Below are 25,983 nucleotides of genomic sequence, written 5' to 3' on the forward strand. Positions count from 1 at the left end.
ATCGGCGGACGGCGCCATCAAGGGTTGCAGACGCAGCGACGCCGGCCGCCGCAGGGACGGGCGTCGCGTCTTCCCTTGCGCGAGCCTCCGGCTTTCGGTCACACTGCACCGACGGCCGTCCGGCTCGCCCGCCTGAGCGCGGTTCCGCCGGGTTCGACCGCATGCCTCGACGGGATGGCGCTTCCATGATCGGCACGAAGATGCATCCGCCCCATCTGCGCGCCGCACTGATCGAGCGGGCGCGCCTCCTGCGGCTGCTCGGCCAGGCCGCCGAAGGAAAGCTCACCATCGTCTCCTCGCCGGCTGGCTTCGGCAAGTCGACGCTGCTTGCGCAATGGGCGCAGTCGGTCGAGGGCGGCCGCGTCGCCTGGCTGTCGATCGACCGGCTCGACAACGATCTCGCGCGCTTCCTGAAGTATCTGGCCGGCACCCTCCACCGGGTGGATCCCGAAATCGCCGAGAATGCGGGATCCCTGATCGATTCCAGCCCCGTGACGCCGGTCGACTCGCTGCTCACCAGCATCATCAACGATCTTTCCCGCGCCGCGGAGCCGATCTTCCTCGTGCTCGACGACGCGCACCTGATCGTGTCGCAGGAAATCGCGGCCTTTCTCAACGCTCTCGTCGCCTATGCGCCTCCGGCGTTCCACGTGGTGCTCGCCACCCGCGGCGACCTGCCGATCGAACTGGCGGGCATGAAGATGAAGGGTCAGGTGGTCAGTCTCGGCGATGGCGATCTCCGCTTTTCGCTGGAGGAGAGCGAGGACTATCTTCTCAACGTCTGCGGCCTCGATCTGGCGATCCCGGCGATCGTGTCGCTGCACCGCAAGACGGAGGGCTGGCCGGCCGGCCTGCAGCTCGCGGCGCTGGCGCTGGCCCACGAAGCCTCGCCGGAGGCCTTCATCGCCGAGTTCTCCGGCAGCCAGCGCGACGTCGCGACCTTCCTCGCGCATGACGTGCTGGCGCGCCAGAGACCCGAGATCCAGGAGTTCCTGCTTCGGACGTCGGTTCTCGACCGCTTCTGCCTGGGGCTTTCCCGCGCGCTCTGCCCCGACATCGACTGTGCGGCGGCGCTGGAGACGGTCGAACGGTCGAACCTGTTCCTGATCGCGCTCGACAATTCGGGCCAGTGGTTCCGCTACCACCATCTGTTCGGCGAATTCCTGCGCAACAAGCTCGACGCCCGCGCGGCGGGAGACCGTGCGCGGCTGCATGCGGCGGCCGCGTCGTGGCTCGCGGCCCATGATCACGTATCGGATGCCGTCGGCCACGCGCTCATGGCCGGGGATACGGATTTCGCGGCGAGGCTGGTCGAGACCTGCGCCATGCCGCTCATCATGCAGGGGCACATCCCGCGCCTGACCGAATGGCTGAACCAGCTGCCGGAGGAACTCGTCTCCGGACGCCCCCGCCTTCTTCTCGCGCGCGTCTGGGCGCAGTTCCACATGAGCCGGCCGCGACAGGCCGTGCGCATCCTCAAGCAGGCCAAGGACCTGATCGAGCGGCTGGCTGCCGACGACCGGCTCGGACCGGCGGTCGCCCGGTCGCTCAAGGCGGAACTGCGCACCCTGACGGCCGGTGTCATCAGCGCCAGCGACCGCTCGCGTTCGGCCACCCGCGCAGCGGCGCGCTGGCTGCCGGATTTTCCCGAGGACGAGCCTTTCGCGCGCGGGACGCTCGCCAACATCGCCGCCTTCTCGCACTACTCGCTCGGCGAACTCGATGCGTCCCGCTTGCTCAGCCTCAAGGCGCGCGACTACCATTCCATGTCGGGCTCGGTCTTCGGCGTCGTCTATTCAGACCTGCTGCTCGGGCTGGTGGACATCGCCGCCGGAGACCTGTGCGGTGCGCACGAGCATCTCGACCGTGCCTGCCGCCTCGCCCGCGAGCGGCTCGGCCAGGGCTCCTACGCGGAAGCCATGTCGGCGATCTTCCTCGTCGAACTCGCCTATGAATGGAACGATCTGCAGGGCGCCGAGCGCATCCTGCACCAGCATCGCCAGCTGATCGAGGAGTGCGGCCTCGTCGTGCACGAGATGGCCTGCAAGCTGCACCTGGCGCGGCTCGCCGCGGCGCGCGGACGCCACGATGACGCGCTGATCCACCTCGAAGCGGCCGAGCGGCTCGGCATCGAGAAGCGCTACAGGCGGCTGACGGCCAGTGCGCTCAACGAGCGCGTGCGCATGCTGCTGGCGCTGGGCGACGTTCGCGCGGCGCGGCTCGCCCTGCGCTCGCGCGGCATCGAGGTCTCGCCGGGAGCGCTGTCGGGGCCGATCCATCCGATGGAGGAGAACCTGCGCATCGGCGCCGCCCGCCTGCTGATCGCCGAGGATCGGCCGAAGGAGGCGGTGGCGCTGCTGGAGCGGGTTGCCGCGCGCATGCGCAGCGACGGCCGCATGCGCGGCTTCATGCAGGTCCGCGCTCTGGTGGCGGTCGCCGCGCGTCGGGCAGGCGAGCCGCTGCTGGCGCTCGCCGCCGCGGTCGATACGGTCACGCTGGCGCAGCAGCAGCAGGCCGTGCGCTCGCTGGTCGACGAGGGCGCGCCGATGCTGCAGGTGCTCGATTTCGCCCGTACCCGTATCCCGGCCTGGTCGGGTACCTCTGAAACCGCCGTCTTCGTCGAGACGCTGTTCCGCGCCTTCGGTCGCTGCGGCATCGACCGGTCGCTGGGCGGTGCTCTCTTTCCCCGCCCGGGACGCGACCTTTTGAGCCGCAAGGAAATGGAGGTGGCGACGCTGCTGATGTGCGCCTGCACCAACCGTCAGCTGGCAGAGACCCTGGCGATGGCGCCGGACACGGTGAAGTGGCACCTGAAGAACATCTTCGGCAAGCTCGGCGTCGCGAACCGCACCGAGGCGGTGCTGCGGCTGCGCGAGATCGGCATCGACCCCGCGCCGATGCCACCCCCGCCCAGGCATGCGACGACCCCACCCGAACGGGTAGGGTGAAAAAGACTACCCCTTACCCGAAAGTGGCGGGACAGGGGCGCCCGGCTGCGCGAACATTCCCGGCATCGCGGCAATGGGGCGTGAGGCGTGATGACGACGGGTTTCGTCTTCCATGAACTCTATCTGTGGCACAACACCTGGAACTGGAACCAGGTGTTTCCGCCCGGCCTGACCATCCAGCCCGGCACCCACGCCGAGAATCCCGAGACCAAGCGGCGCCTGCGCAACCTCATGGAGGTGAGCGGCATCCTCGATCACCTCGTCCCCATCAAGCCGCGGCCGGCGACCGTGGACGAGCTCCTGCGCGTCCACACGCCCGGCCATGTCGCCAGGATCAGGGAGATCAGCGACCGCGGCTATGGCGACGCCAGCACGCTGACGCCGATGGGCGCCGGCAGCTACGAGATCGCGCTGCTGGCGGCCGGCGGCGCCATCGAGGCGGTCGCTGCCGTGATGGCCGGAAAGGTCGACAATGCCTATGCTCTGGTACGCCCGCCGGGGCACCATGCGACGGCCGACGTCGGCATGGGCTTCTGCCTGTTTTCCAACGCGGCGGTGGCCATCCGCCACGCCCAGCAGGCGCTCGGCGTCGGCCGGGTCGCCACCGTCGACTGGGACGTCCACCATGGCAACGGCACGCAGTCGATCTTCTACGACGATCCGAGCGTGCTGACGATGTCGCTGCACCAGGACAACCTCTTTCCGGCAGCCTCGGGCGCCGTCGAGGAGAACGGCGCGGGCGCCGGCGAAGGCTACAACATCAACGTGCCGCTGCCGCCCGGCTCCGGTCCCGGCGCCTATGTCGAAGCCTTCGAGAAGGTCGTGCTGCCCGCGCTCCACCGCTACCGGCCGGACCTCATCGTGGTTCCGTCCGGCTTCGACGGCTCGGGCGTAGACCCGATGGGCCGCATGATGGTCAATTCCTCGGGCTACCGGGCGCTGACCAAGATGCTGCTCGGCGCGGCGAAGGAGCTGACCGGGGGCAGGATCGTGATGACGCACGAAGGCGGCTACTCGGAGATGTACGTGCCCTATTGCGGCCTTGCGGTTATCGAGGAGATGTGCGGGCACTACACCGCCATACCCGATCCGTGGGACCGGCTGATGCAGCAATGGGGCGGCATGGACGTCCAGCCGCACCAGACCGCGGTCATCGACCGCGCCGCGAGACTCGTCCAGAACATTCGCCAGCCATAACGACAAGGGGAACAGCAATGGATCGTGACCAGAAACTGCAAAAGCCGAACGTCATCGCCGGAACCCGGCGCAATTTCCTGATCAAGGGCGGTCTCACCAGCGCCGCCGCGCTCACCGGCATGCCGGCGATGCTTCTGTCGATGAACGGCGAGGCCCGCGCCCAGGGCGAGCCGATCCCCGTCGGCCAGTGCGGCCCGACGACCGATTTCGCCGCACCCGACGGCATCGAGTTCAAGAACGGGCTGACGCTCGCCTGCGAGGAGATCAACGCCCTCGGCGGCATCCTCGGCCGTCCGCTCGAACCCTCCTTCGAGGATACCGCCCAGATGGGCGACGCCACCAACGTCCAGGCGGCGCAGCGCCTCGTCGACCGCTACGGCGTTCACGCGATCATCAACGGATACAACATCGGCTCGGGCGCCGCGATCCAGGAGGTCGCCGCCGATGCCGGCATCGTCTACGTCCACTACGACACCACGATCGGCCACAACGATCTCGTCAAATCCAATCCCGACCGCTACTGGGGCTCCTTCCAGGGCGATCCGGCCGAGTACTGGTACGGCCCCGGCTTCCTGAAGTTCCTGCAGGATCTCGAGGCGAACAAGGACTGGACGCGGCCGAACAACAAGATGGCGGTCATCCTGTCCGCCGGCGTCTACGCCTCCAACATCGCCAACGCGGTCAAGGAGCAGGCCGCGACCTATGGCTGGGAGATCAGCCTGTTCGAGACGGTGAGCGTGCCGGCCTCGGAATGGGGGCCGACGCTGGCCAAGATCCGCCAGGACCCGCCGGCGGTGATCTGCATCACCCACTTCCTGCCCGCCGACCTCGGCCAGTTCTGCGTCCAGTTCGCGCCGAACCCGACGCCGAGCCTGATCTACATGCAGTACGGCCCGTCGATCCCCGCCTTCCGCGACATCGCGAAAGAAGCCGCCAACGGCATCATCTACGCCACCCTCGTCGGCGCCCTGCAGGACGAGATCGGCACCGCCTTCGAGCAGCGCTACAAGGCGCGCTTCGGCGAGAATGCCGGGCACAATTCCGGCGCGCAGCCCTATGACGGCGCCTATGTCTGGGCGACCGCGGCGGCGCTAGCGGGCGGGACCGCGGAGCCCGGCGAGTTCGACCAGAACCGCAAGGTCGCGGCCCGGATGAGCGCGATGATCTGGCGCGGCGTCACCGGCACCACCCGCTTCAAGCCGCTGGAGAACGCCGCCTACACCTACCCGACCGAGACCAACGACTCCTCGCTCGGAATGCCGCACCAGTTCCTGCAGATCCAGGACTACACCAAAGGTCCGGGCCTGATCGCGCCCGCGCCCTACGGCACCACGAAGTTCATGATGCCGCCCTGGATCAAGGCCTGACGGACAGGGGACGCCGAACGATGCCGCTCCTGTCGTGCCGCGGTGTCGGCAAGTCGTTCGGCGCCCTGACGGCCGTCCATGACCTCACCTTCGATGTCGAGCCCGGCGAGGTGCTCGGCATCGGAGGCCCCAACGGCGCCGGCAAGACGACGCTGTTCGAGGTGATCTCGGGTCTCAACCCCGCGACGGCGGGCTCGATCCTGCTCGACGGGACCGACATCACCCGCATGGCGCCCGAACGCATCTGCCATGCCGGCATCGCCCGCACCTTCCAGCTCAACGCCGGCTTCGAGACGATGACGGCGCGCGAGAACGTGCTGGTCGGCGCCTATTTCGGCCGCGAGAACCGGGGAATGCCTACCCTCCGGGCCGGCCGCGAGACGCAGCGCGCCGCCGACGAGGCCATGGCCCTGCTCGGTATCGCAGACAGGGCCGACCGGATCACCGGCCAGCTGCCCGTGCTCGACCGCAAGCTCCTGATGATGGCGAGCGCGCTGGCGACGCGGCCGAAGCTCCTCCTGATGGACGAGCCGGTCGGCGGGCTGACCGCGAAGGAAGTCGACCGCGTCATGGAGGCCGTACGGGCGATCAGGGCGACGGGCGTGACCATCATCCTGATCGAGCACGTCATGCGCTTTCTCGTCCAGCTCTCCGACCGCGTCCTCATCATGCATCACGGCGAGAAGATCTTCGAGGGCGAGCCCTCCAGGCTGGTCGAGGACCGCACGGTCATCGACGTCTACCTGGGGCAGGGGGCTTCCGACCGGCTGAAGAGCTTCATGGGATCGCGGGAGACGGCGCATGGCTGAGCCGGTGCTGGCGATCCGCGGTCTCGCTGCGGGCTATGACGGGCGGCGCGTCCTCGACGGGGTCGACCTCGTGGTCCCGGCCGGCAGGCTGACCGCCATCATCGGCCCCAACGGCCACGGCAAGTCGACGCTGCTCAAGGCCATCTCAGGCCTCGTCCGCATCTCCGGCGGAACGATCGCCCTGCGCGGCGAGCGGATCGACGGTCTGCGGCCCGACCAGATCGTCGAGCGCGGCGTCATCCAGGTGCCGCAGGGCGACCTGCTCTTCCCCGGCATGACCGTGCTCGACAACCTCCTGATGGGTGCCTACCGGCGGGATGCCGCACGCGACGCAGCCGCCCGTCTCGAAACCGTGTTCTCCCTCCTGCCCAAGCTGAAGGAGCGTCGCCGGCAGATCGCCGGCACGCTGTCGGGCGGCGAGCGGCGCATGTGCGGCATCGGCCGCGGACTGATGGCGGGCGACGGGCTCCTGATGCTCGACGAGCCGTCGCTCGGTCTCGCGCCCATCGTCATCGACCAGATCTACGACGTCATCTTCGACCTCTGCGCCGCCGGCCGCACCATCCTGCTCGTCGAGGAGAACGCGCAGCGCATCACCGAGCGCGCCGACAGCATCCACCTTCTCGACAATGGCCGTTTCGTCTGGTCCGGGATCGGCGCCGAATTGATGGCGCGTCCCGAGATCGTCGAAGCCTATCTCGGAGCCTGACCGTTGGACGTCTTCATCCAGATCGTCGCTTCCGGCCTCACCCTCGGCGCCATGTACGCGGTGGCCACCGTCGGCCTGTCCCTGGTCTATGGCTCGCTCAACATGCTCAACATGGCGCATGGTGCGATCCTGACGCTCGGCGGCTATCTCTGCTATGCCGGCATCCAGCACCTCGGGCTGCACCCGGCCCTGGCGCTGGCCGGCGCGGCGGCGCTCTGCGCGGTGGTCGGGCTTCTGATCTATCTCGGTGCGGCGCTGCCGCTGCTGCGCGCCGAGGGCTTCGAGACCAACGTCTTCATCGCCACCATCGGCATCGGTTCGATCCTCGAGAACCTGATGCTCAAGGGCTTCGGTCCCTACCCGATCCCGCAGCCGCTCGCGGTGCCGGGCCACGTCGTCCTCGGCAACGTCCACGTTCCGTTGCAGAACCTCTTCATCCTCGGCGTCGCGGTCGTGCTGATGGCGGCCGTCGCCTTCGTGCTGGAGCGCACCCGCACCGGCCGCGCCATCCGAGCCACCTCGATGAACCGCGAAGCCGCGCAACTGATGGGCGTCCGGGTCGGCCGCGTCTATGCCCAGGTGCTCGCCGTCTCCGGCGCGCTGGCGGCAGTCTCGGGCGTCATGATCTCGTCGATCGCCACGCTCTCGCCAGTGATGGGCGGCGACCCGATGCTGAAGGCCTTCATCGTCTGCGTCGTCGCCGGCCTCGGCAACGTCTACGGCGCGGTGGTCGCCGCCATCGCGCTCGGTCTGCTGGAAGCCGCCACGCAGTACATCCTCGGCGTCCGCTGGAGCTTCGCGACACTGCTCCTCATCGTCATCCTCGTTCTCATCTGGCGGCCCTACGGGCTCTTCGGGCGGACCCAGGTGGTGCGGCTGTGACTCCCGTGAAACGCGACATCCTCGTCGGCCTCGTCCTCGTCGCGGCCGCCTGCGCGCTGCCCTTCCTGTTTCCGGGGCGCTACGTCGTCACCCAGGCGACGCTGTTCTTCGTCTGGGCGGTCGTCGTGGTGCAGTGGAACCTGGTGCTCGGCGTCGGCGGTATCTTCTCGCTGGCGCAGATGGCGCTGTTTGCCACCGGCGCCTACGCCACCGCGATGATGGGCTTCTACTGGAAGGTGCCGATGCTGGCGGCGATCCCGCTTTCCGGCGTCGTCACGGTGGCCGTCGGCATGCTGATCGGGCTCGCCTGCCTGCGCCTGCGCGGCCCCTACGTCGCGCTCCTGACGCTCGCCATCGCGCAGGTCATGTACGTGCTGATCGTCAACGACACCGCCTGCTTCACCACGACCGGCGGCTGCATGCCGCTCTTCGGCGGCGTGCGCGGCATCGGCCAGTTCGGCGACCTCGGCTTCCGCGCGCTGATGCCGAAGACCTGGCACGTCGCGCATTATTTCGTCGCGCTCGGCCTTCTGGTCGTGGCGGTGGCGACGTCGATCGTCATCATCCGCGGCCCGCTCGGCCTCGCCTTCCGCGCGCTGCGCGACAATCCGGGCTACGCCGTCTCGCGCGGCATCAGCCGCTTCAAGTACCAGCTCTGGATCTTCGCGGTCTCGGCCTTCCTGACGGGCGTCGCCGGCGGCTTCTACGCCGTGCAGTTCCGCGTCGTCGGCCCGACGGTGTTCTCGTTCCAGCTGCTCCTGTTCCTGATCGCGATGATCGTGGTCGGCGGGCTCGGCACCATCTGGGGACCGCTGCTCGGCGCCGCGGTGCTGATGCTGGCCGACGAGGGCATGAAGGAACTGTCCGACTACCGCAACATCGGCCTCGGCCTGCTGCTGGTGCTGTTCATCATCCTGCAGCCGGGTGGGCTAGTGAGGATGTTCTCGCGCAAGGCGAAGGCTCCCGCAGACACGCCACAGGCCTAGCCGCGGCGTCGCTGCGCCAGGCGAGCGGCGATACGCAGGAGTCGGGAGGGAGGCCGTCCGGGCCTCCGCCGGTAGCCGTACCGTCGGGGTACGGGGCCTATTGCAGCTCGCGCCTTACGATCGCCGCACCGTCGGCCATCGCCTTCATCTTGCCGAAGGCGACCTCGCGCGGCAGGTATTTCAGGCCGCAGTCCGGCGCGATCACGATCCGCGCCGCATCGACGTTCGGCAGCGCGCGGCGGATGCGCGCCGCCACGATCTCCGGCGTCTCGATCTCGTGCGTGGAGAGATCGAGCACGCCGAGGATGATCTTCTTGTCCGGCAGGGTCTTCAGCACCGAGGTGTCGAGGTTCGACTGCGCCGTCTCGATCGACACCGCCTTGCACGAGCAGCCCGAGAATTCCGGCAGGAAGGAATAGCCTTCCGGCCGATGGTGGATGATGGCGGCATAGCCGAAGCAGATGTGCACGGCCGTCTCGCCCTCGATCCCGTCCAGCGCCCGGTTCAGCGCGGCCAGCCCGTACTGCCGCGCCGGCTCCGGCCGCGCCTGCATGTAGGGCTCGTCGATCTGGACGATGTCGGCGCCCGCGGCGAAGAGGTCGCGGATCTCCGCGTTCACCGCCGCCGCGTAGTCGAGCGCCATCTCGGCCGGGTCGTCATAATAGTCGTTCTGCGCCTGCTGCGACATGGTGAAGGGGCCGGGCACGGTGATCTTGATCGTCCGGTCGGTGTTGGCCCGCAGGAACCTCACGTCGCCCGCCTCCACGGCATGGCGCCGCGCGATCTTGCCCACCACGCGCGGCACCGGGTTCGGGTGCCCGGAGCGGTCGAGCGCGGAACCGGGATTGTCGATGTCGACGCCGTCGAGCGCGGTGGCGAAGCGGTTCGAATAGCTCTCGCGCCGCATCTCGCCGTCGGTGATGATGTCGAGCCCGGCACGCTCCTGGTCGCGGATCGCAAGCAGCGTCGCGTCGTTCTGCGCCTCCTCCAGGAACTCCGGCGCGACGCGCCAGAGTTCGCGCGCCCGCACCCGCGGGGGAAAACGCCCGGCGAGTTTGCCGCGGTCGATCAGCCATTCGGGCTGGGCGTAGGAACCGACGAGCGACGTCGGCAGAAGCGGCAGAGTCCGGGCCATCGAAGTCCTCCCTTGCAAAGGCCGTGCCGGCGGCGCCTCCTCGCGCCGCCGGGTAGCGATCAGGCTCGGAAGAGATCCTGCTCCACGCCCGCCGCCGAGAAGAGATGGTCGCGGCTGGCCTCCAGCTCGCGCTTCAGCTTCGGCAGGTCGACGTCGAGCAGTTTTCCCTTCCACTTGCGCAGCTTGCCGGCCACCATGACGCTGTCGACGTTCGACCGCTCCATGAGGGTCACGACGGCACCCGGCACGTGGTTCAGCGGCGTCACGTTGATGGCGCCTGCGTCGAGCAGCACGATGTCGGCTTCCTTGCCCGGCGTCAACGACCCCGTGCGGGAACCGAGCTTCAGACCCTTCGCGCCCTCCAGCGTGGCGAAGCGGATCACGTCGCGCGAAGTCAGGAGCCGCGGCACGTCGGTGTCGCCGGCGAGCGCCTTCTCGTTGGCGAAGGCGCGCTGCAGGGTGAAGGCCGAGCGCATCTGGGTGAACGGATCGGCCGTCATGGTGCATTCGACGTCCGACGACAGCGACGGCTGCATGCCCAGGTCGAGCGCCTTCTGGATCGGCGGCATGCCGTGGCGCATCGCCATCTCGATCGGCACCGCGAGCGACACGTGGCTGCCCGCGTCCGCCGCCTTCTGCCAGGCCATGTCGGACATGCCGGTCATGTGGATGAAGATGTTGTCGGGGCCGAACATGCCGGCCTCCGCCATCTGGTCGAAGGTCGGGCGCATGCCGAAGGTCCCGACCACGTGCAGCGCGACCGGAATGCCGAGTTCGCGGCCGATCTTCCAGGACTCCTCGTAGCCCGGAATGTAGATCTCTCCACCCATGACCATCGTCAGCAGCTGGTCGTCGGAGGAGAAGTACTGCTCTTTCAGGCGGCGCGCGTCGGCCGGATACTTCGCCCGGTCGCCCCAGCCCTCGAAATAGCCGAAGACGGCGCGGCGCCCGGCGTCCTGCAGCGCCTTCACCACCGCGTCCGAATGCTCGGGCGAGTGGTGGATCTGCGAGACGTCCATCACCGTGGTCACGCCCGCGTCGAGCTGGGCGATGCCGCCGAACAGCTCGTTGATGTAGACGTCCTCCGGCCGGTAGACCATGGAGAACTTCTGCAGGATGTATTCGTAGTAGTTGATGGCGTTCTCGGGCTTGCCGTCGTTGACGAGAATGCCGTCCGCCAGGAAGCTCCGCAGCGCCGTCTCGAACTGGTGATGGTGGGTGTCGATGAAGCCCGGCATGACGATCATGCCGCTGGCGTCGATGATCTCCGCGTCCCCGGCGTCGAGGTTCGGGCCGATGCCTTCGATCCGCTTGCCGACCACCAGAACGTCGGCCTCGGCGAAGTCCCCTACCTCCGGGTCCATGCTCAGCACGTGGCCGCCCCGGATGAGGACGCGCCGCCCCTCCTCGCCGGTGCCTTGCGGCGTCTCCTGCGCGGACGCGACGCCGGTCGCCGCGAACACGCCTGCGGCCGCGGCGCCCGCCACCAGCGACGCCTTGAGGAAGTCGCGCCGCGACTCGCAGTCGACCGGCGGACGGCCCTGATCACACATCCTGCACATGTTCTCTCCTCCCGAGACGAAACCGTTTCAGTGGCAGGCGGCGCTTCTCCCCCTCGGGCTGGCGGTCCTGCGTCGAATTTTCGCTATGCGAAAATATTTTCGGAAAGTGTATGCCGCAGCGTGAACTTCTGTCAACGACCGTTTCGGCCGCGGTGATGGTTTGGATGACGCCGACTTCAGCGCGTGCCGATGATCGATTCCAGCACCGGGTAGCGCGACAGCGTATGCGCGAGGCGGGCGGCCGATGCCCGCAGCGGCTGGAGCCGCTTCTCGACGAGGTCCTCGGCGGTCACGAGGCCGGTATAGCCGGAGGTGTTGAGCGCGGCGATCGGACGGCCCGACGCGCCGCGGATCGGCACGGCGAGTGCCGTGATGCCGTAGTCGAGTTGGTCCGTCGAGGTCGAGTAGTTCTTCTCGCGCACCTCGAGGACGATGTCCTTCAGCGCCGCCTTGTCGACGACCGTCTTCTTGGTGAGCGCCACGGGCTCCACCTCGCGCAGGTAGCGATCGAAGGCGGCATCGGGAAGCCCCGCCAGAAGCACCCGGCCGAGCGAGGTGGCATGCGCGGGATAGCGCGCGCCGACGACGGCGGTCGGCCGCCGCGCCCGCTGCTCCGAATAGTGCGCGATGTAGAGCACGTCGTGGCCTTCGAGCGTCGCCACCGACGACGCGTCCCCGAAGGTCCCCACGAGATGACGCAGTTCCGGCTGCAGGATCTCGTCCACGCGCGCCGAGAAATAGAAGGCAGAGCCGAGGCTCATAACCTTCGGCCGCAGGTGGAAGCGCTTGTTGGTCTGGCCGACATAGCCCAGCGCCTGCAGCGTGATCAGGCTGCGCCGGGCGGCGGCGGGGCTGAGCCCCACGCGCCGCGCGACGTCGCTCAGCGTCATCTCGGGATGCTCGGAATCGAAGCTTTCGAGGATCGACAGCCCCTTGGCCAGCGCCTCGACGAACTCCGCCGGCCGGGCCGCGTCCGGATTGTCTTCGAGCATCGAATGTCTTCTCAGTCCCCGGGGGCCAGTACGAAGTCGAACTTCAGCATCGCGTCCGGCTTGCGTTCCAGAGGCAGGTCGCCTGCCATCTCTGCCTTGTAGGGCACGATCTTGGCAAGCAGCGACTTGCGGACACCGAAGACAGCGTCATTGTCGACATATTCGGTGTTCGCGAAGAAGACTTCCGTCGTGATCGACCGCATGCCGGGGGACCGGATCATGTAGTGCAGGTGCGCCGGACGCCAGGCATGCCGGTCGCCCGCCCTGAGCAGTTCGCCGACCGGGCCGTCATAGGGCACGGTGTACGGCTTGGGCAAGACGGTCGTATAGTAGTAGCGGCCCTGGTCGTCGGCCTCGAAGATGCCGCGCAGGTCGTACTTGTCCTGGCCGGCCTCCTGGATCGGATAGGTGCCCGACCCGTCGGCCTGCCAGGTGTCGACGATGGCGCCCGGCAGCGGATGGCCGAGCGAATCGCGCACGATGCCGTGGCACAGCACCGACACGCCCTCGCGCGGCCCGGCGAGATCGGCACCCAGCGCCTTGCGCGGCGCATTGTCGAGATAGAACGGCCCGAGATTGCTGCCCTCCGTCGCCCCGCCGCGCGTGTTGATCATGTCGACCAGCGCCGACAGCCCGAGCACGTCCGACAGCAGGATGAACTCGTGCCGCTCCGGCGTGGAGATCTTGCCGCAGTCGTAGAGGAAGGTCAGCATCCGCATCCATTCCTCGTGCGTCATGTTCGTTTCGCGCGCGAAGTCGTGCACGTGGTCGATCAGCGACCGCAGCAGGAACTCGAAGCGCGATCCCTCCTGCGTCCGGAAGCTCTTCTTCACGGCCTCGGTGATCGTGAACTGGTTGATGTCGGCCATCGGCGCTGGTCCTCCCCTCATCTTCGACGGACGCGCGGCGTCCGCAACGGGACGCCGGCACTTGACAGAAGCGTAAGGCCGCCCGTACTTTCCGACAAGAGAAAAAATTTTCGGAATGCGAAAAATCATCTGGGAGGCACGATGCGGATCGGCAAGCAGGAGGGCGCGTTCACCGCGATAGCGACCTCCGACGCGCATTCGATCACGGTGAGGGGGCATGACCTCTGCGCCGACCTGATCGGCAAGATCGATTTCACCGACTATTTCTGGCTTCTCGTTCTTGGACGCAGGCCGACCGACACCCAGCGCGCGGTTGCCGATGCCTGCATGGTGGCCATCGCCGAGCATGGGCTCGTGCCGAGCGTCCAGGCCGCGCGGATGACGCTGGCCGCCGCGCCCGAGGCCTGGCAGGGCGCCATGGCGGCGGGACTTCTCGGCATGGGCAGCGTGGTCGCCGGCAGTTCGGAGATCGCCGGGCGATACCTCGTCGAGGTGGTCGCGGACGCCCGCCGCGACGGCGTCGACCTGAACTCTGCCGCCCGCCGCAGCCTCGAAGGGCTGAAGGCGCAGCGCGCCAAGGTGCCGGGCCTCGGCCATCCGCAGCACAGCGCCGGCGACCCGCGCGCCAACGTGCTTCTCGCCTTCGCCGACGAACGCGGCGTCTCGGGCGACCACGTCGCCTGCCTGCGGGCGCTCGGCGCGGAGGCGCCGGGCATCATGAACCTGCCGCTGCCGATCAACGTCTCCGGCGCGATCCCGGCGCTGATGCTCGACGCCGGCTGGCCGATCGAGGCGATGAAAGGCATCCCGCTGCTCGCGCGCGCAGCAGGCCTCGTCGCGCATCTCTACGAGGAATCGCAGCGCTCCATCGGCTTCATCATGTCCCACAAGGCGGACCAGGCGATCGCCTACGACGGACCCGCCGCGCATGGGGCCGGTGGAAAGACCGCGTGAGGATCGCCCTATGACCAAGATACTCAAGGACATTCGCGTCATCGAGATGGGGACCTACATCACCGGGCCTGCGGCCGGGATGCATCTGGCCGATCTCGGTGCCGACGTCGTGAAGGTCGAGCGGCCGGACGGCGGCGACCCGTTCCGCGCCTTCAAGGGCGGTCTCTACTCGCCGCACTTCCAGACCTACAACCGCAACAAGCGCTCGATCGCCCTCGACACCGCGAAAGGCGGCGACCGCGCCGTCTTCCACGAGCTGATCGCGGGCGCGGACGTCTTCATCCAGAATTTCCGCCCCGGCGTCGCCGACCGTCTGGGCGCCGGCGCCGAGGAACTGCAGCGCATCAATCCGCGCCTCGTCTACTGCGCCATCACCGGTTTCGGCCAGACGGGACCGGCCCGCGACCGGCCGGCCTTCGACACGGTCGCGCAGGCCGCCAGCGGCTACCTGCGGCTTCTCACCCCGCCGACCAATCCCCGTGTCATCGGCCCGGCCATCGCCGATTCCGTGACCGGCCATTATGCCGCCCTCGGCATCGTGGCGGCCCTGCTGGAGCGGTCGACCACCGGCAAGGGGCGCCGGCTCGACATCTCGATGCTCGAGGCGATGTGCCACTTCAACCTCGATTCCTTTACCCACTACTTCTCGATGGGCGAAGTGATGGGGCCGCTGAGCCGGCCGATGGTCTCGCAATCCTACACCTTCCCCTGTTCGGACGAAAAATGGATCGCGATCCATCTGTCCTCGCCGCAGAAGTTCTGGGAGGGGCTCACCAAGTCGATCGGCCGCGAGGAACTGCGCTTCGACCCGCGTTTCGAGGACAGGCTCGACCGGATCCGGCACCAGCAGGATCTGATCGACATCATGACGCCGATCTTCGCCGGAAAGACCCGCGACGACTGGTGCGCGATCCTGCTCGCCAACGAGGTGCCCCACTCTCCCGCCTATGATTCCAACGAGGCGCTGGAGGATCCGCAGGCCCGCCATCTCCACATCGCGGTGGATGCCGAGCACCCGACGATGGGCGCCTTCAGGACCGTGCGTGCACCCTACAGCTTCGACGGTGAGCCGGATCTCGACGTCCTTCCGCCGCCCACGCTCGACGAGCATGGCGACGAGATCAGGGCCGAACTGTCACGGCGCAGGGCCGGCTGACGCCGGCGAAGGGGGGAGGAGACCATGGGCATACCCGTCGAAGGCGTGATGCAGGCCAGCAGCGCCATGCTGCAGAAACAGCTCTACGCCATCTTCACCCGTCCGACGGGTGCCATCGAGGCGATCCTGGCCGGGATGGAGGAGCATCTGGCCTTCCAGGTCTCGCTTGAGAAGGAGGGCATCCTCTATGCCGCCGGTCCGATGTGGTCCGACGACGAGAAGAGCTGGGACGGCGAGGGTCTCGTGGTGGTCCGCGCCGGCTCGCGCAGCGAGGCGATCGCCATAGCCGAGCGCGACCCGATGCATCGCAGCGGCGCGCGCGCATTCACGGTCAGGCCGTGGATGATCAACGAGGGAACGGTGACGGTCCGGCTCGACATGTCGAGCCAGACCTTTTCGATAGTCTAGGTTTCAAGGGAGGAAACGACATGAAGACGCTTACCGGACTGCTGCTTGCCGGCGCCATCGCCTTTCCGGGCGCCGCGTTCGCCCAGGAGACGATCAAACTCACGGTCGCCTCGAGCCACCCGCTCGTCATTCCGTGGGTCGGCATGATCAAGTCGCACTTCATGGCGGAGACCGACCGTCTCCTGGCCGAGAAGGGCAACTACAAGATCGAATGGCAGGAGGCCTTCGGCGGCCAGCTCTACAAGGCCAATGCCACGCTGACCTCCGTCGAGGAAGGCGTCACCGACATCGGCTGGGTGTTCTCCTTCCTGGAAGCCGCCAAGCTGCCGCTGAGCCAGGTGTCGAGCTACGCGCCCTTCGCCACCGCCAATCCGCCGGTCCAGCTGGCCGTGATGGGCGAACTGCTCGAGACCAATGAGTCCTTCAAGAAGGAGTGGGAGCAGTACAATCTCAAGGTTCTCGGCCTGACCGGCACCGACAGCTACGACGTCTACACCAAGAAGCCGATCGCCGGCCTGGCGGACCTGAACGGCATGAAGCTGTCGGCACCGGGCGTTCTCGCCAACTGGCTGCGCGGCACGGGCGCCAACGCGGTCGACGGGGCGCTGACCACCTTCTACACCGACATCCAGACCGGCGTCTCCGACGGCGTCCTGTCCCTGGCCCTCGGTGTGCTGCCGGCCAAGCTCTACGAGGTCGCGCCCTACATCACCCGCGTCGACATCGGCACGGCCTTCTCCGGCGCGGTGGCGATCAACCGCGACTCCTGGAACGATCTGCCCGAAGAAGTGCAGAACGCCATGGTCGCGGCCGGCAAGTTCTACACCGAGGCGCACGGCAAGGACCTGCTCGAGCGGCACGAGGCGGCCTTCGCCAAGATGCAGGAGATCGGCGCCGGCCAGAACCCGCCCGTCACCATCTCGCAGATGTCGGCGGCCGATCGTCAGGCCTGGGTCGACGGCCTGCCGGACATCGCCGGCGAATGGGCGGCCGATGCCGAAGCGCGCGGCCTGCCCGGCAAGGCCTTCCTGGCGGCCTACATGGAAGGCCTGCGTGCGCGCGGCGAAAAGCCCGCCCGCGACTGGGACAAGCAGTAAGTCGTCGACGACGGGGCGATCGCCATGGACGAGGGCAGGAACAAGGGAGGCGCCGCCGCCGGGCGGCGCCCGCCCTCCGCGGTCGCACGGCTCTGGGGCCGCTCGGTGGACGGCCTTGCGGCGCTGGGCACGGTGATGATCCTCGTGCTCATGGCCATGATCGCCTGCGACGTCGTCGCGCGGAACATGATGGGCGCGTCGCTGCCGCTGGTCTCCGAGCTCGGCGCGCTCACGCTCGTGATGATCGTCTATCTCCAGCTCGGCACGACCATCCGCAACGAGCGGCTGGCGCGGACCGACTTCTTCTTCACGCTCATGGAAGGGCGCAGTCCGCGCATGGCCGCTTTCGTCTCCGGCCTGTGGGACCTGTTCGGCATCGCCGTCTGCGCCGGGATCGCCTGGTCGACCTGGGGCATTCTCGCCAAGGATTTCGACCACGGCGAGTATATCGGCGTCACCGGCGTGGCCACTCTGCAGACCTGGCCCTTCCGGGCCCTGATCCTGATCGGTGCGGCCGTCGCCGCCGTTCAGTTCACCGTCCAGGCAGCGCGCTCCTTCGCGACCGCCGCACGCCGGCCGGGGGAACGGGCATGACCGGCATCGAGATCGGCATGATCTGCGTGGCAGCCCTGATCCTGCTGATCTCGCTCGGCATGCCGATCGGTATCGGCATGATCGTCGTCTCCTTCGCCGGCGTGACCCTGATCCGCAACGAGACCGTCGCCATGCGCATGATGGGATCGGTCGCCAACGACAGCCTGGAGGAATATCTCTTCGCGGTGGTGCCGCTGTTCGTGCTGATGGGGCTGCTCGTCACGGTATCCGGCGTCGGCAAGGACACGTTCGACCTCTTCGAGCGGCTGCTACGGCGCGTCCGCGCCGGGCTCGGCGTCGCGACCGTCTTCGCCAACGCCGTCTTCGCCTCCATCACCGGCATCTCGATCGCCTCCGCATCGGTCTTCTCGCGCGTTGCGGTGCCCGAGATGACCCGCCACGGCTACCGGCGCAGCTTCTCCACCGGCGTCGTCGCGGGCAGCTCGGTGCTCGGCATGCTCATCCCGCCGTCGCTGCTGATGATCGTCTATGCGGTGCTGGCGGAAGAATCGGTGGGGCGCATGTTCCTGGCCGGAATCGGGCCCGGCATCCTGCTCGCTTTGCTCTTCTCGGCCACCATCGTCATCATGGCGACCTTCCGGAAGGACAGCGTCTTCGAACGATCGCCCGACGTCGACGCCCCCGTGGCGGACGATCGTCCGCTGGGCGTCTTCGTCCTGTCGAAGGGAACGCCGATCATCGCGCTGGTGGCCCTGGTGCTGGGCGGGCTCTATGGCGGTTTTCTCAATCCGACCGAGGCCGGCGCCATCGGCGCGCTGGGGGCCCTCGTCATCGCGCTGGCGCGCCGGTCGCTCGGCGGCGGCAGGATGTGGTCGCTGCTGGTCGAGACCGGTCAGGTCACCGTCTCGGTGCTGTTCCTGATCATGGCCGCGACCTTCTTCTCGCGGATGCTGGCCATGTCCGGCCTGCCGGCGATGCTGGCGGAGACCCTGCTCGACAGTTCGATCGGGCCTTACGGCTTCCTGGTGATATTCATCGGCCTGATCATCCTGATGGGCTGCCTGATCGATTCCATCTCGATCATGCTGATCCTCTTGCCGATCGCGCTGCCGGTGGCGAAGGCGGCGGGATTCGACCTGATCTGGTTCGGCGTGCTGACCGTGGTCGCGGTCGAGATCGGCCTGCTGACACCCCCCTTCGGCCTGTCGGTCTACACCATCAAGTCGGCGATCGACGATCCGACGCTGAAGGTCGGCGAGATCTTCCGCGGCACGCTGCCCTTCGTCTTCGCCATGGTCGTGGCGCTCGCCATCCTCGTCGCCTTCCCGCCGATCTCGGTGTGGCTGGCCCGGCTGTGAGGGCTTCCGGGCGGCGCAGCCGCCCGGCTCCGATCATGGGCTGGTGTCAGCCGAACATGTCGGCCACGATGCCGTCGTACCAGCCGATCGATTCCTCGTAGGTCGCCTTGCGCAGCGCCGCGTCCTCGCCCGTCTGCGAGACGAAGCCTTCGACGGAGGCGATCCTGCCGTCCTTCGGCTCGTACTGCGCGCCGACCTTGACACCGTCGTCCGTGTCGATCAGCGACCAGCAGGTGTTAGCGTATTTCGCCGGGAAGGCCTTCGACCCGGTCAGGTCGGCCCGGATGATCATGGCCGCCACCTTGGCCTGGCTGTTGGCCGAGAAGCCGGACTTCGGCATGTCGCCGGCGATCGACGCATCGCCGATGACGAAGATCGCCTCGTCCATGGTCGAGCGCATCGAGGCCGCGTCGATCGGGCAGAAGCCGCTGTCGCCCGCGACGCCTGCCGCCGCGGCGATCGCGCCGGCCTTCTGGGCGGGGATGACGTTGAGAAGCGCGCCCGCGAAGGTGTCGAGGTCCGTTTCCACCGTGCCGGCCGCGACGTCCACGGACTTGATGCCGCCATGGACGTCGGGGCCGTACCATTCGACCATGCCGGGGTAGTGCCTGTCCCAGCCCTCCTGGAACAGGCCCTGCTTGGAGAACTTGTCCTTGGGGTCGATGACGAAGATCTTCGAATTCGCGAACCCCTTCGCTTTCAGCACATGCGCCATCATCGACACCCGTTCGTAGGGGCCGGGCGGGCAGCGATAGGGGTTGGGCGGAGCGATCATGACGATGGTCTGCCCGTCCGTCAGCGCATCGAGCCTGGCCTTCAGGAGTTCGGTCTGCGGCCCGGCCTTCCAGGCATGCGGCGCAATCTGCGCTGCCTCTTCGGAATAGCCAGGCACCGAGTCGTAGACGATGTCGATGCCGGGGGAGAGCACCAGCCGGTCGTAGGGCACGACGGCGCCGTCGGCCATGGTGACGGTCCTGGCCGCGCGGTCGACCGCCATCGCCATGCCGGTGATCTTGCGGACGCCATAGGCGGAGACGAGCGTGTCGTAGCCGTGGGTGATCGAGGCGAAGTCGCGGTAGCCGCCGAGATAGAGATTGGAGAAGAAGCAGGTCGTGAACGTGTCGCTGTCCTCGATCAGCGTCACGTCGATCGCGCCCTTCGAATCCTTCGCGACATATTTGGCCGCGGTCGCGCCGCCGGCGCCGCCGCCGACGATGACGACGCGCGGCTTGCCCTGCGCGCGCAGATAGGTGGGCAGGGCAAGCGACGCGACCCCCGCGCCCGCGAGCCGTCCGAAGCTCCGTCTCGAGATCGGGCCCGTTCTTGTCGTGCTCATGGTTTCCTCCCGGGTGAGCCGTTTCGGATCAGTCTTCCATGCCGGCGATGTAGACGGCCAATGCCGCGATCTCCTCGTCGGAGAGCCGGGCGGTCATCAGCTTCATGACGGGGTTTGGACGGGCGCCGAGCTTGTACTCGACCATCGCCTGCACGGCGTAGTCGAACGGCAGCCCGCGGATCGGCGGAATGCCGCTCGCGGCACCCGACGCCTGGTGGCAGGTCACGCACGCGCCGCCGAGATACTCCCCGTAGGCCGCATCGCCATTGATGGCGAGGACCCGCGTCACCGCGTGCTCGACCTCGAGCGCCAGCGCCGCATCGTCGGAAGCCCTCGCCGATGCAGGCAACGCCAGAACCGCGACGGCAGCGACGACGGTCGCGCGGCGCCAGGCCATCCGGGCGATGGCGCTGCCCGGCCGGGCCGGCATGCCGTGTCGGTTCACCAGGCGCTCCTCCCAAAGGCCCGGGCCGGCGGGATCGTCAGTCGATGCCGCCCCCGGATGCGTTCTCTTCGCCGCCGTCCTCCGGCGTCACGTCCAGCACGGCTGCATGCATGGTGATGGCGGCAGCGCCCGGCTTGCAGTCGGTCATGCAGGGCTCCGACTTGTCGGCGTAGAACGGCTCCTGCGCCCGGTCGTCGTCGAAGAAATTCTCCTCGTTCGGCAGCCGGATCGAGGTGAAATTGTCCTTCGACAGCTCGAAATCCTCGTCGTCGACGATGTCGTTCAGATAGAGCAGGTAGGCGGTCAGCGCGTAGACGTCGTCATTGCTCAGCGAGCGCGCGTCGCCGAACGGCATGGCCCGGTGCACGTAGTCGAAGACGGTGGACAGGTAGGGCCAGTAGGAGCCGATGGTCTTTTCCGGCCGCTCGGCCTGCAGCGTGCCCTGGCCGCCGGCGAGCACGGGCCAGCGGCCGACCGCCTCGCCGAAATCGCCATGGCAGGTGGCGCAGCGCTCGTCGTAGATCTCCATGCCGTGTGCCACGGTGCCCGACCCTTCGGGAAGCCCCACGCCATCCGGCCGCACGTCGGTGTCCCAGGCGGCGATCTCCTCGGGCGTGGCCGCACGACCGAGCCCCAGCCCGCCGTCGGCGACGCTCCCCGTCGTCTCCGGCGAGGGCGCGGCGGGTTCGGCCGTTGCCGTCTGCGTCGCATCGGGTGCGGGCGCAGCCGACTGCTTGCCCGGGACGGCCGGCTTCCCGTCGGCGTCGAAGCTCGCGAGATAGGCGATGACGTTGACGACGTCCTCGTCCTTCTTGAGCCCCGCGAAGGCCATCTTGTTGCCCTTCAGGTAGCCTTTCGGGTCGTGCAGATAGCCGGTCAGGCTGGCCTCGTCCCAGACGAGGCCCTCGGCTCCCGCCTTGGTCATGGCGGGCGAGTACTTGAAGCCTTCGACGCTCCCGGCGGCGCGGCCGACGATGCCGTTCAGGACGGGTCCGACGCGGTTCTTCGCGGCGTCGCCGACCATGTGGCAGGCCTTGCACTTGCCGAACACCTTCTCGCCTGCGGCAATGTCCTGCGCCTCGGCCCCGCCGACGGCGCCGGCGACGACGGATGCGGCCAGAAGGATGGATTTAGGAGATTTCCACATTCTCGATCACTCCGTCGGAATTGACGTGCCAGGTCTGGATGCCGTTGTTGTGATAGATCGAATTCGCGCCGCGCACGGAGCGCAGCTGGTCCTTCGTCGGCTGCAAGAAACCGTGTTCGTCGATCGCCCGCGACTGCAGGAACAGCTCCGAACCGTCCCAGTCGAACTCGTGGTAGAAGCGGTGCAGCGCCTTGGGCAGGCTCGGTCCGTCGAGCCGCGCCGTCGTCCAGTTGCGTCCGCCGTCGGTCGTCACGTCGACGCGGCTGATGCGCCCCTTGCCCGACCAGGCCAGGCCCGACAGCACCAGCGGTCCGCGTCCGTGCAGGATCGGCGCCTGCGGGCTCGGATTGGTGATCACCGACTTCACGTCCATCTCGAAGGTGAAGCGCCGCGCCTTCCCGTTGGCCATCAGGTCGGTGTATTTCGAGGTCTCCTCGCGGTGCTGCCAGGGCTGGTCGCCGATCTCGAGCCGGCGCAGCCACTTGACCCACATGTTGCCTTCCCAGCCGGGAACCACCAGGCGGATCGGATAGCCCTGTTCGGGCCGCAGCGCCTCGCCGTTCATGCCGAAGGCCACCAGGCAGTCGTCCATCGCCTTGTCGAGCGGGATCGACCGGCTCATGCCGGACGCATCCGCGCCTTCGGCCAGCAGCCACTTGCCCTCCGTCTTCACGCCTGCCTCGTCCAGCAGGTGCTTCAGCCGCACGCCGGTGTACATCAGGCAGTGCAGCATGCCATGCGTGAACTGGCAGCCGTTGAGCTGCGCGCCGCGCCATTCCATGCCGGTGTTGGCCGCGCATTCGAGGAAATAGACCCGGTTCTCGCGCGGGAAGCGCTTCAGGTCGGCCATGGTGAAGACCAGGGGCCGTTCCACCAGCCCATGGATCATCAGGCGATGATCGGCCGGGGCGATCTCGGCGACACCCGAGTGATGGCGCTCGAAGCAGAGCCCGCTCGGGGTGATGATGCCGTCCAGTTCGTGCAGCGGCGTGAAGTTGATCGAGGAGATCGTGTCCGACGTCAGCCAGGGCACGTTCTTGCGCACCACATGCGCCTCGAACTGCGACGGCGTGCCATAGGGCCGCGCATCGACGCCGTCGCCGGGATAGCGGTTCCAGTCCTGGATCTCGGTGATCACGCTTTCGCCGGCGGCCGCGCGGCTGGCTGCTGCACCGCCCGCCAATGCGGCTGCGCCCATGAGCCCGCCCTTCAGAACGGCGCGGCGCGACGCGCCCGGACGCGCATTCGATGTCATCGGCTCCTCCCAGATACCAGAAGATAGTTACATATGAATTTTTATATGTATTGGCGCGACAGTCAATCGGTTTGTTCGGCACCTGCCGGACGATCCGCCGCCGCGACTTGTGCGGCCGCGCCCGGATCCGTCACATCACGATCCTGACGGTCCTCTCGTCGGGAACGCGCACCGTTCCCTTGCCACGGATATGGTCTTCCATCAGGTCGTAGATGGCCGGGCCCTCGACGCCCTCGTTCACCGAGGCCCAGCCGCCCACGACATAGGTCCGGGTGGGGTCGATCGGCTCCCCGGTCGCCGAAAGCCGCATGTCGGAGATGCGGTTTCCGATCGTGCCGTTGACGGCGCAGCTGTAGGTCATGCCGCCGACGCGCACCATGTCGCCGCCCTGCTGCAGGAAGGGATCGGGATTGAAGAGGTTGTCGCAGACGTCCTCCAGCACCTCCTTCAGCTGCTGGCCGGTCATCTCGTTGCGATAGACCGCCGGGTAGCTCATCGACGTCTCGGTGTAGAGGTCGTCGCGGGTGATGTCCTGTCCGGGAAGCAGCGTCGTACCCCAGCGGAAGCCGGGCGACAGAGCGATCTGCGTGTCGCGCTGCTCGATGATCCCCTGGCAGATCAGGTCGTCCCAGGTGCCGTTGAAATTGCCGCGCCGGTAGAGCAGCGTTTCGGTGCGGCCCAGCACCTCGGCGGTCTCGGCCGCGTAGGGCGCCCGCACCTCGGCGATCTTCGCCGCCATTTCGGGATCCGATGCGACGACGTCGGAAAAGACCGGGATCAGCTTCGAGCTCGATCCCGTGACCTTCCCGTCGGACACTTCGAGGTCGACGCGGCCGAGATATTTTCCGTGCGAGCCCGACGACAGGATCAGCGTCCCGCCCACCCGCACGGCCTCCGGCACGGCGTCATGCGTGTGCCCGGTCAGGATCACGTCGATACCGGAGACAACGGTGGCGAGCTTGCGGTCGACGTCGAAGCCGTTGTGCGAGATCAGCACCACGACCTCGGCGCCCGCCGCGCGGGCGGCGTCGACATTGGCCTGCAGCACGTCGGGGCGGATGCCGAACGACCATCGCGGGAACATCCAGCGCGGATTGGCGATCGGCGTGTAGGGCATCGCCTGGCCGATGACCGCGACCTGCACGCCGCCCTTCTCGACCATCTTCGTGTGCTCGAACACCGGCTCGTCCCATTCGGCATCGAAGATGTTGGAGGCGAGGAACGGGTAGGACTGGCTCTCGACGATCTCGGTGAAGCGGTCCTCGCCGAAGGTGAACTCCCAGTGGCCGGTCATCGCGTCCGGCTTCAGCAGCGCCATGCAGTCGACCATGTCCTGGCCGGCGGTCCTGAGCGAGGTGTAGGAGCCCTGCCAGGTGTCGCCGCCGTCGAGGAACAGCACCTTGTCGTCGCCCCGGTCGGCGCGGATCGCCTTGACGAGGGTGGCCGTGCGGTCGAGGCCGCCGAGCCGGCCGTAGCTGCGCGCGAGATCGACATAGTCGAGGAAGGTGTGCGCATAGGCATAGGCGCTGCCGCGCGCGATGCCGAATTCCTTCAGGAAGGCCTCGCCGACCAGATGCGGCGGAATGCCGGCGAAGGCGCCGACGCCGATGTTGGTGTCCGGCGGGCGGAAATAGACCGGCAGCAGCTGGGCGTGCACGTCGGTGAAGTGCAGCAGCGTCACCTGGCCCTTCGCGTCAAAGCGCAGCAGGTCGTCCTGCGTCAGCTTCTGCTGGGCGAGTGCCCGCAGCGGGTTGGCCGCATAGCCGGCCGCGCCGAGCGCGACGCTCGCATTGAGGGCGAACTGGAGGAAGTCGCGTCTTGTGTGGCTCATCGTCAGTCCTGTGGCCGGCGCCGGGATGTGCGTTTCAGGCCCGGCGGACGGATCCCGCCGGGTGCGGCCGGTGCGGGGCCGCGCGCCTACTGGCGGACGGCCGGCGTCTCGACCGACAGGCCGGTGCCGCGCCAGGTCACGTAGACCTCGAGCGCCATCAGTTCGTCCGAGAACGCCTTCGGCATCTCCGCGCGGGTGTCGCGGATGCAGCCGCGGAAACGGTTGTGCAGCGACACCATGCCGGCGGTGTTGAAGCGGTAGGTCGGGAAGCCGTTCACCTGGCCCTGGCTCAGATGATCGGCCCGGATGTACTTGCCCATCGAGGCCTCGTGGCACGAGGCGCAGGCGAAATCGAGCTGGCCGGTGCGCGTGTAGTACAGGTCCTTGCCCTTGTCCCACCACGCCTGCAGGTCGCCCTGCGAGAGGTCGACGCTCATCGGCGCGCCGAGCGACTGGTGCTTGATGAAGGTGGTGAGCGCCTTCTGGTCTTCGTCGTCGAACTTGTAGGCCTCCGCGCCCATGTTCTCGACGCGGCACTTGTCGATCTGCAGTTCGACGTTGATCGGCCGCTTCGCGTCCGCATCCCATTTGGGATAGGCCGCCCCGACGCCCTTCATCGAAACAGCCGCGTCGTCGTGGCAGGACGCGCAGGACTTGCCCGCCGTTCCCTCGACCGTCTCCCAGATCTCGGCGCCGCGCTCCACGGCGAGCATGCCGGGGTTCTCGAAGGAATCGGCTTCCGTCGCCCGCGTTTCCGCCTCGCGGAACAGCCAGCCCGACAGCACCTCGTCGAAGGGATGCCCCTCCGGCGCCGGTGCCCGGGTGATCATCGGCACGCCGTCGATCTCGAGCGTGTCGTCCACCGGGTCACCGAAGGCCTTCCCGACGGCCAGTCCGGTCAAGAGCAGACACAGGGCCGTACCGGCCGCCAGTGAAATCCTGTCCACGTTCGTCCTCCCGCTGCACCGCGGCCGCTGCGCCGCGG

The 25,983-nt window shown here is 67.8% G+C and carries 23 protein-coding genes; 13 read left to right on the forward strand and 10 right to left on the reverse strand.

All coding sequences use genetic code 11. From position 1 onward, the window contains the following. The first annotated feature begins 185 nt into the window (after positions 1-185). The 7 genes from IAI54_RS25215 (at position 186) to IAI54_RS25245 (ending at position 8,898) form a co-directional block, all read left to right on the forward strand. Positions 186-2,948 carry a winged helix-turn-helix domain-containing protein gene (locus IAI54_RS25215; protein WP_187969798.1) on the forward strand — a complete coding sequence of 921 codons (2,763 nt, stop codon included), beginning with the start codon at positions 186-188 and terminating at the stop codon, positions 2,946-2,948. A 90-nt stretch (positions 2,949-3,038) separates the two neighbouring features. Beyond that, positions 3,039-4,145 carry a class II histone deacetylase gene (locus tag IAI54_RS25220; protein WP_187969799.1) on the forward strand — a complete coding sequence of 369 codons (1,107 nt, stop codon included), beginning with the start codon at positions 3,039-3,041 and terminating at the stop codon, positions 4,143-4,145. 17 nt (positions 4,146-4,162) lie between these two features. Then, a complete protein-coding gene (locus IAI54_RS25225) occupies positions 4,163-5,512 on the forward strand; it encodes an ABC transporter substrate-binding protein (RefSeq protein WP_210321172.1) in 1,350 nt (449 codons plus the stop codon). Between the two features lie 20 nt (positions 5,513-5,532). Next, positions 5,533-6,321, forward strand: coding sequence for an ABC transporter ATP-binding protein (locus IAI54_RS25230; protein WP_187969800.1), 789 nt, complete (start codon positions 5,533-5,535; stop codon positions 6,319-6,321). After that, the gene (locus tag IAI54_RS25235) at positions 6,314-7,030 is read left to right on the forward strand and encodes an ABC transporter ATP-binding protein (RefSeq protein WP_187969801.1); all 717 of its coding nucleotides are present in this window, start codon (positions 6,314-6,316) and stop codon (positions 7,028-7,030) included. Before IAI54_RS25230 ends, IAI54_RS25235 begins: the two co-directional genes overlap by 8 nt. Before the next feature lie 3 nt (positions 7,031-7,033). Beyond that, positions 7,034-7,912, forward strand: a complete 879-nt coding sequence (locus IAI54_RS25240; protein ID WP_187969802.1) for a branched-chain amino acid ABC transporter permease — start codon at positions 7,034-7,036, stop codon at positions 7,910-7,912. Positions 7,913-7,917: 5 nt separating this feature from the next. Continuing rightward, entirely contained in the window at positions 7,918-8,898 is a 981-nt protein-coding gene (locus IAI54_RS25245) for a branched-chain amino acid ABC transporter permease (RefSeq protein WP_210321173.1), read from the forward strand. 97 nt (positions 8,899-8,995) lie between these two features. Here the strand turns inward: IAI54_RS25245 and IAI54_RS25250 are convergent, their stop codons facing one another. The 4 genes from IAI54_RS25250 to IAI54_RS25265 form a co-directional block, all read right to left on the reverse strand. Then, on the reverse strand, positions 8,996-10,033 hold the full coding sequence (locus IAI54_RS25250) for a uroporphyrinogen decarboxylase family protein (protein WP_187969804.1): 1,038 nt from the start codon (positions 10,031-10,033) through the stop codon (positions 8,996-8,998). Between the two features lie 59 nt (positions 10,034-10,092). Continuing rightward, complete coding sequence (locus tag IAI54_RS25255) at positions 10,093-11,595, reverse strand: amidohydrolase family protein (protein WP_187969805.1); 1,503 nt, start codon at positions 11,593-11,595, stop codon at positions 10,093-10,095. 176 nt (positions 11,596-11,771) lie between these two features. Continuing rightward, on the reverse strand, positions 11,772-12,587 hold the full coding sequence (locus tag IAI54_RS25260; RefSeq protein WP_187969806.1) for an IclR family transcriptional regulator domain-containing protein: 816 nt from the start codon (positions 12,585-12,587) through the stop codon (positions 11,772-11,774). An 11-nt stretch (positions 12,588-12,598) separates the two neighbouring features. Further along, positions 12,599-13,456 (reverse strand): dioxygenase family protein, encoded by an 858-nt coding sequence (locus IAI54_RS25265; protein WP_187969807.1) that lies wholly within the window; start codon positions 13,454-13,456, stop codon positions 12,599-12,601. A 141-nt stretch (positions 13,457-13,597) separates the two neighbouring features. On the opposite strand from IAI54_RS25265, the gene IAI54_RS25270 reads away from it, so the two are divergent. Genes IAI54_RS25270 through IAI54_RS25295 form a run of 6 tightly spaced genes read left to right on the forward strand, consistent with a single transcriptional unit; the run spans position 13,598 to position 18,984 of the window. Further along, a complete protein-coding gene (locus IAI54_RS25270; protein WP_187969808.1) occupies positions 13,598-14,410 on the forward strand; it encodes a citryl-CoA lyase in 813 nt (270 codons plus the stop codon). 10 nt (positions 14,411-14,420) lie between these two features. Beyond that, entirely contained in the window at positions 14,421-15,566 is a 1,146-nt protein-coding gene (locus tag IAI54_RS25275) for a CaiB/BaiF CoA transferase family protein (RefSeq protein WP_187969809.1), read from the forward strand. 24 nt (positions 15,567-15,590) lie between these two features. Further along, a complete protein-coding gene (locus tag IAI54_RS25280) occupies positions 15,591-15,974 on the forward strand; it encodes a YciI family protein (RefSeq protein WP_235679171.1) in 384 nt (127 codons plus the stop codon). A 20-nt stretch (positions 15,975-15,994) separates the two neighbouring features. Beyond that, on the forward strand, positions 15,995-17,071 hold the full coding sequence (locus IAI54_RS25285; RefSeq protein ID WP_187969810.1) for a C4-dicarboxylate TRAP transporter substrate-binding protein: 1,077 nt from the start codon (positions 15,995-15,997) through the stop codon (positions 17,069-17,071). A 24-nt stretch (positions 17,072-17,095) separates the two neighbouring features. After that, a complete protein-coding gene (locus IAI54_RS25290; RefSeq protein WP_187969811.1) occupies positions 17,096-17,665 on the forward strand; it encodes a TRAP transporter small permease in 570 nt (189 codons plus the stop codon). After that, positions 17,662-18,984, forward strand: a complete 1,323-nt coding sequence (locus IAI54_RS25295) for a TRAP transporter large permease (RefSeq protein WP_187969812.1) — start codon at positions 17,662-17,664, stop codon at positions 18,982-18,984. Before IAI54_RS25290 ends, IAI54_RS25295 begins: the two co-directional genes overlap by 4 nt. A gap of 46 nt (positions 18,985-19,030) precedes the next feature. On the opposite strand, the gene IAI54_RS25300 is transcribed toward IAI54_RS25295, so the two are convergent. From IAI54_RS25300 to soxA, 6 genes are all read right to left on the reverse strand, one after another. Further along, complete coding sequence (locus tag IAI54_RS25300) at positions 19,031-20,320, reverse strand: NAD(P)/FAD-dependent oxidoreductase (RefSeq protein ID WP_187969813.1); 1,290 nt, start codon at positions 20,318-20,320, stop codon at positions 19,031-19,033. 28 nt (positions 20,321-20,348) lie between these two features. Continuing rightward, a complete protein-coding gene (locus IAI54_RS25305; protein WP_187969814.1) occupies positions 20,349-20,765 on the reverse strand; it encodes a c-type cytochrome in 417 nt (138 codons plus the stop codon). A gap of 37 nt (positions 20,766-20,802) precedes the next feature. Then, positions 20,803-21,912 carry a c-type cytochrome gene (locus IAI54_RS25310; RefSeq protein WP_187969815.1) on the reverse strand — a complete coding sequence of 370 codons (1,110 nt, stop codon included), beginning with the start codon at positions 21,910-21,912 and terminating at the stop codon, positions 20,803-20,805. Then, positions 21,896-23,167 (reverse strand): sulfite dehydrogenase, encoded by a 1,272-nt coding sequence (gene soxC, locus IAI54_RS25315; RefSeq protein ID WP_187969816.1) that lies wholly within the window; start codon positions 23,165-23,167, stop codon positions 21,896-21,898. The genes IAI54_RS25310 and soxC overlap by 17 nt, the downstream gene beginning before the upstream one ends. Before the next feature lie 130 nt (positions 23,168-23,297). Continuing rightward, complete coding sequence (gene soxB, locus IAI54_RS25320; RefSeq protein ID WP_187969817.1) at positions 23,298-24,998, reverse strand: thiosulfohydrolase SoxB; 1,701 nt, start codon at positions 24,996-24,998, stop codon at positions 23,298-23,300. Positions 24,999-25,084: 86 nt separating this feature from the next. Further along, positions 25,085-25,936: a sulfur oxidation c-type cytochrome SoxA gene (soxA, locus tag IAI54_RS25325; RefSeq protein WP_420838322.1), complete on the reverse strand. Its 852-nt coding sequence runs from the start codon at positions 25,934-25,936 to the stop codon at positions 25,085-25,087. Positions 25,937-25,983 lie beyond the last annotated feature (47 nt).

Source organism: Aquibium microcysteis (assembly GCF_014495845.1).
In the GTDB taxonomy this organism is placed as follows: Bacteria; Pseudomonadota; Alphaproteobacteria; order Rhizobiales; family Rhizobiaceae; genus Aquibium; species Aquibium microcysteis.

What these genes read in the sequence shown, in the direction of transcription:
- IAI54_RS25220 (WP_187969799.1), top strand. Translation starts at nt 3,039, where the DNA reads ATGACGACGGGTTTCGTCTTCCATGAACTCTATCTGTGGCACAACACC.
- IAI54_RS25275 (WP_187969809.1), top strand. Translation starts at nt 14,421, where the DNA reads ATGACCAAGATACTCAAGGACATTCGCGTCATCGAGATGGGGACCTAC.
- IAI54_RS25270 (WP_187969808.1), top strand. Translation starts at nt 13,598, where the DNA reads ATGCGGATCGGCAAGCAGGAGGGCGCGTTCACCGCGATAGCGACCTCC.
- IAI54_RS25290 (WP_187969811.1), top strand. Translation starts at nt 17,096, where the DNA reads ATGGACGAGGGCAGGAACAAGGGAGGCGCCGCCGCCGGGCGGCGCCCG.
- IAI54_RS25265 (WP_187969807.1), bottom strand. Translation starts at nt 13,456, where the DNA reads ATGGCCGACATCAACCAGTTCACGATCACCGAGGCCGTGAAGAAGAGC.
- IAI54_RS25215 (WP_187969798.1), top strand. Translation starts at nt 186, where the DNA reads ATGATCGGCACGAAGATGCATCCGCCCCATCTGCGCGCCGCACTGATC.
- IAI54_RS25225 (WP_210321172.1), top strand. Translation starts at nt 4,163, where the DNA reads ATGGATCGTGACCAGAAACTGCAAAAGCCGAACGTCATCGCCGGAACC.
- IAI54_RS25285 (WP_187969810.1), top strand. Translation starts at nt 15,995, where the DNA reads ATGAAGACGCTTACCGGACTGCTGCTTGCCGGCGCCATCGCCTTTCCG.
- soxB (WP_187969817.1), bottom strand. Translation starts at nt 24,998, where the DNA reads ATGAGCCACACAAGACGCGACTTCCTCCAGTTCGCCCTCAATGCGAGC.
- IAI54_RS25255 (WP_187969805.1), bottom strand. Translation starts at nt 11,595, where the DNA reads ATGTGCAGGATGTGTGATCAGGGCCGTCCGCCGGTCGACTGCGAGTCG.
- IAI54_RS25250 (WP_187969804.1), bottom strand. Translation starts at nt 10,033, where the DNA reads ATGGCCCGGACTCTGCCGCTTCTGCCGACGTCGCTCGTCGGTTCCTAC.
- IAI54_RS25300 (WP_187969813.1), bottom strand. Translation starts at nt 20,320, where the DNA reads ATGAGCACGACAAGAACGGGCCCGATCTCGAGACGGAGCTTCGGACGG.
- IAI54_RS25280 (WP_235679171.1), top strand. Translation starts at nt 15,591, where the DNA reads ATGGGCATACCCGTCGAAGGCGTGATGCAGGCCAGCAGCGCCATGCTG.
- IAI54_RS25260 (WP_187969806.1), bottom strand. Translation starts at nt 12,587, where the DNA reads ATGCTCGAAGACAATCCGGACGCGGCCCGGCCGGCGGAGTTCGTCGAG.
- IAI54_RS25295 (WP_187969812.1), top strand. Translation starts at nt 17,662, where the DNA reads ATGACCGGCATCGAGATCGGCATGATCTGCGTGGCAGCCCTGATCCTG.
- IAI54_RS25230 (WP_187969800.1), top strand. Translation starts at nt 5,533, where the DNA reads ATGCCGCTCCTGTCGTGCCGCGGTGTCGGCAAGTCGTTCGGCGCCCTG.
- soxC (WP_187969816.1), bottom strand. Translation starts at nt 23,167, where the DNA reads ATGACATCGAATGCGCGTCCGGGCGCGTCGCGCCGCGCCGTTCTGAAG.
- IAI54_RS25235 (WP_187969801.1), top strand. Translation starts at nt 6,314, where the DNA reads ATGGCTGAGCCGGTGCTGGCGATCCGCGGTCTCGCTGCGGGCTATGAC.
- IAI54_RS25310 (WP_187969815.1), bottom strand. Translation starts at nt 21,912, where the DNA reads ATGTGGAAATCTCCTAAATCCATCCTTCTGGCCGCATCCGTCGTCGCC.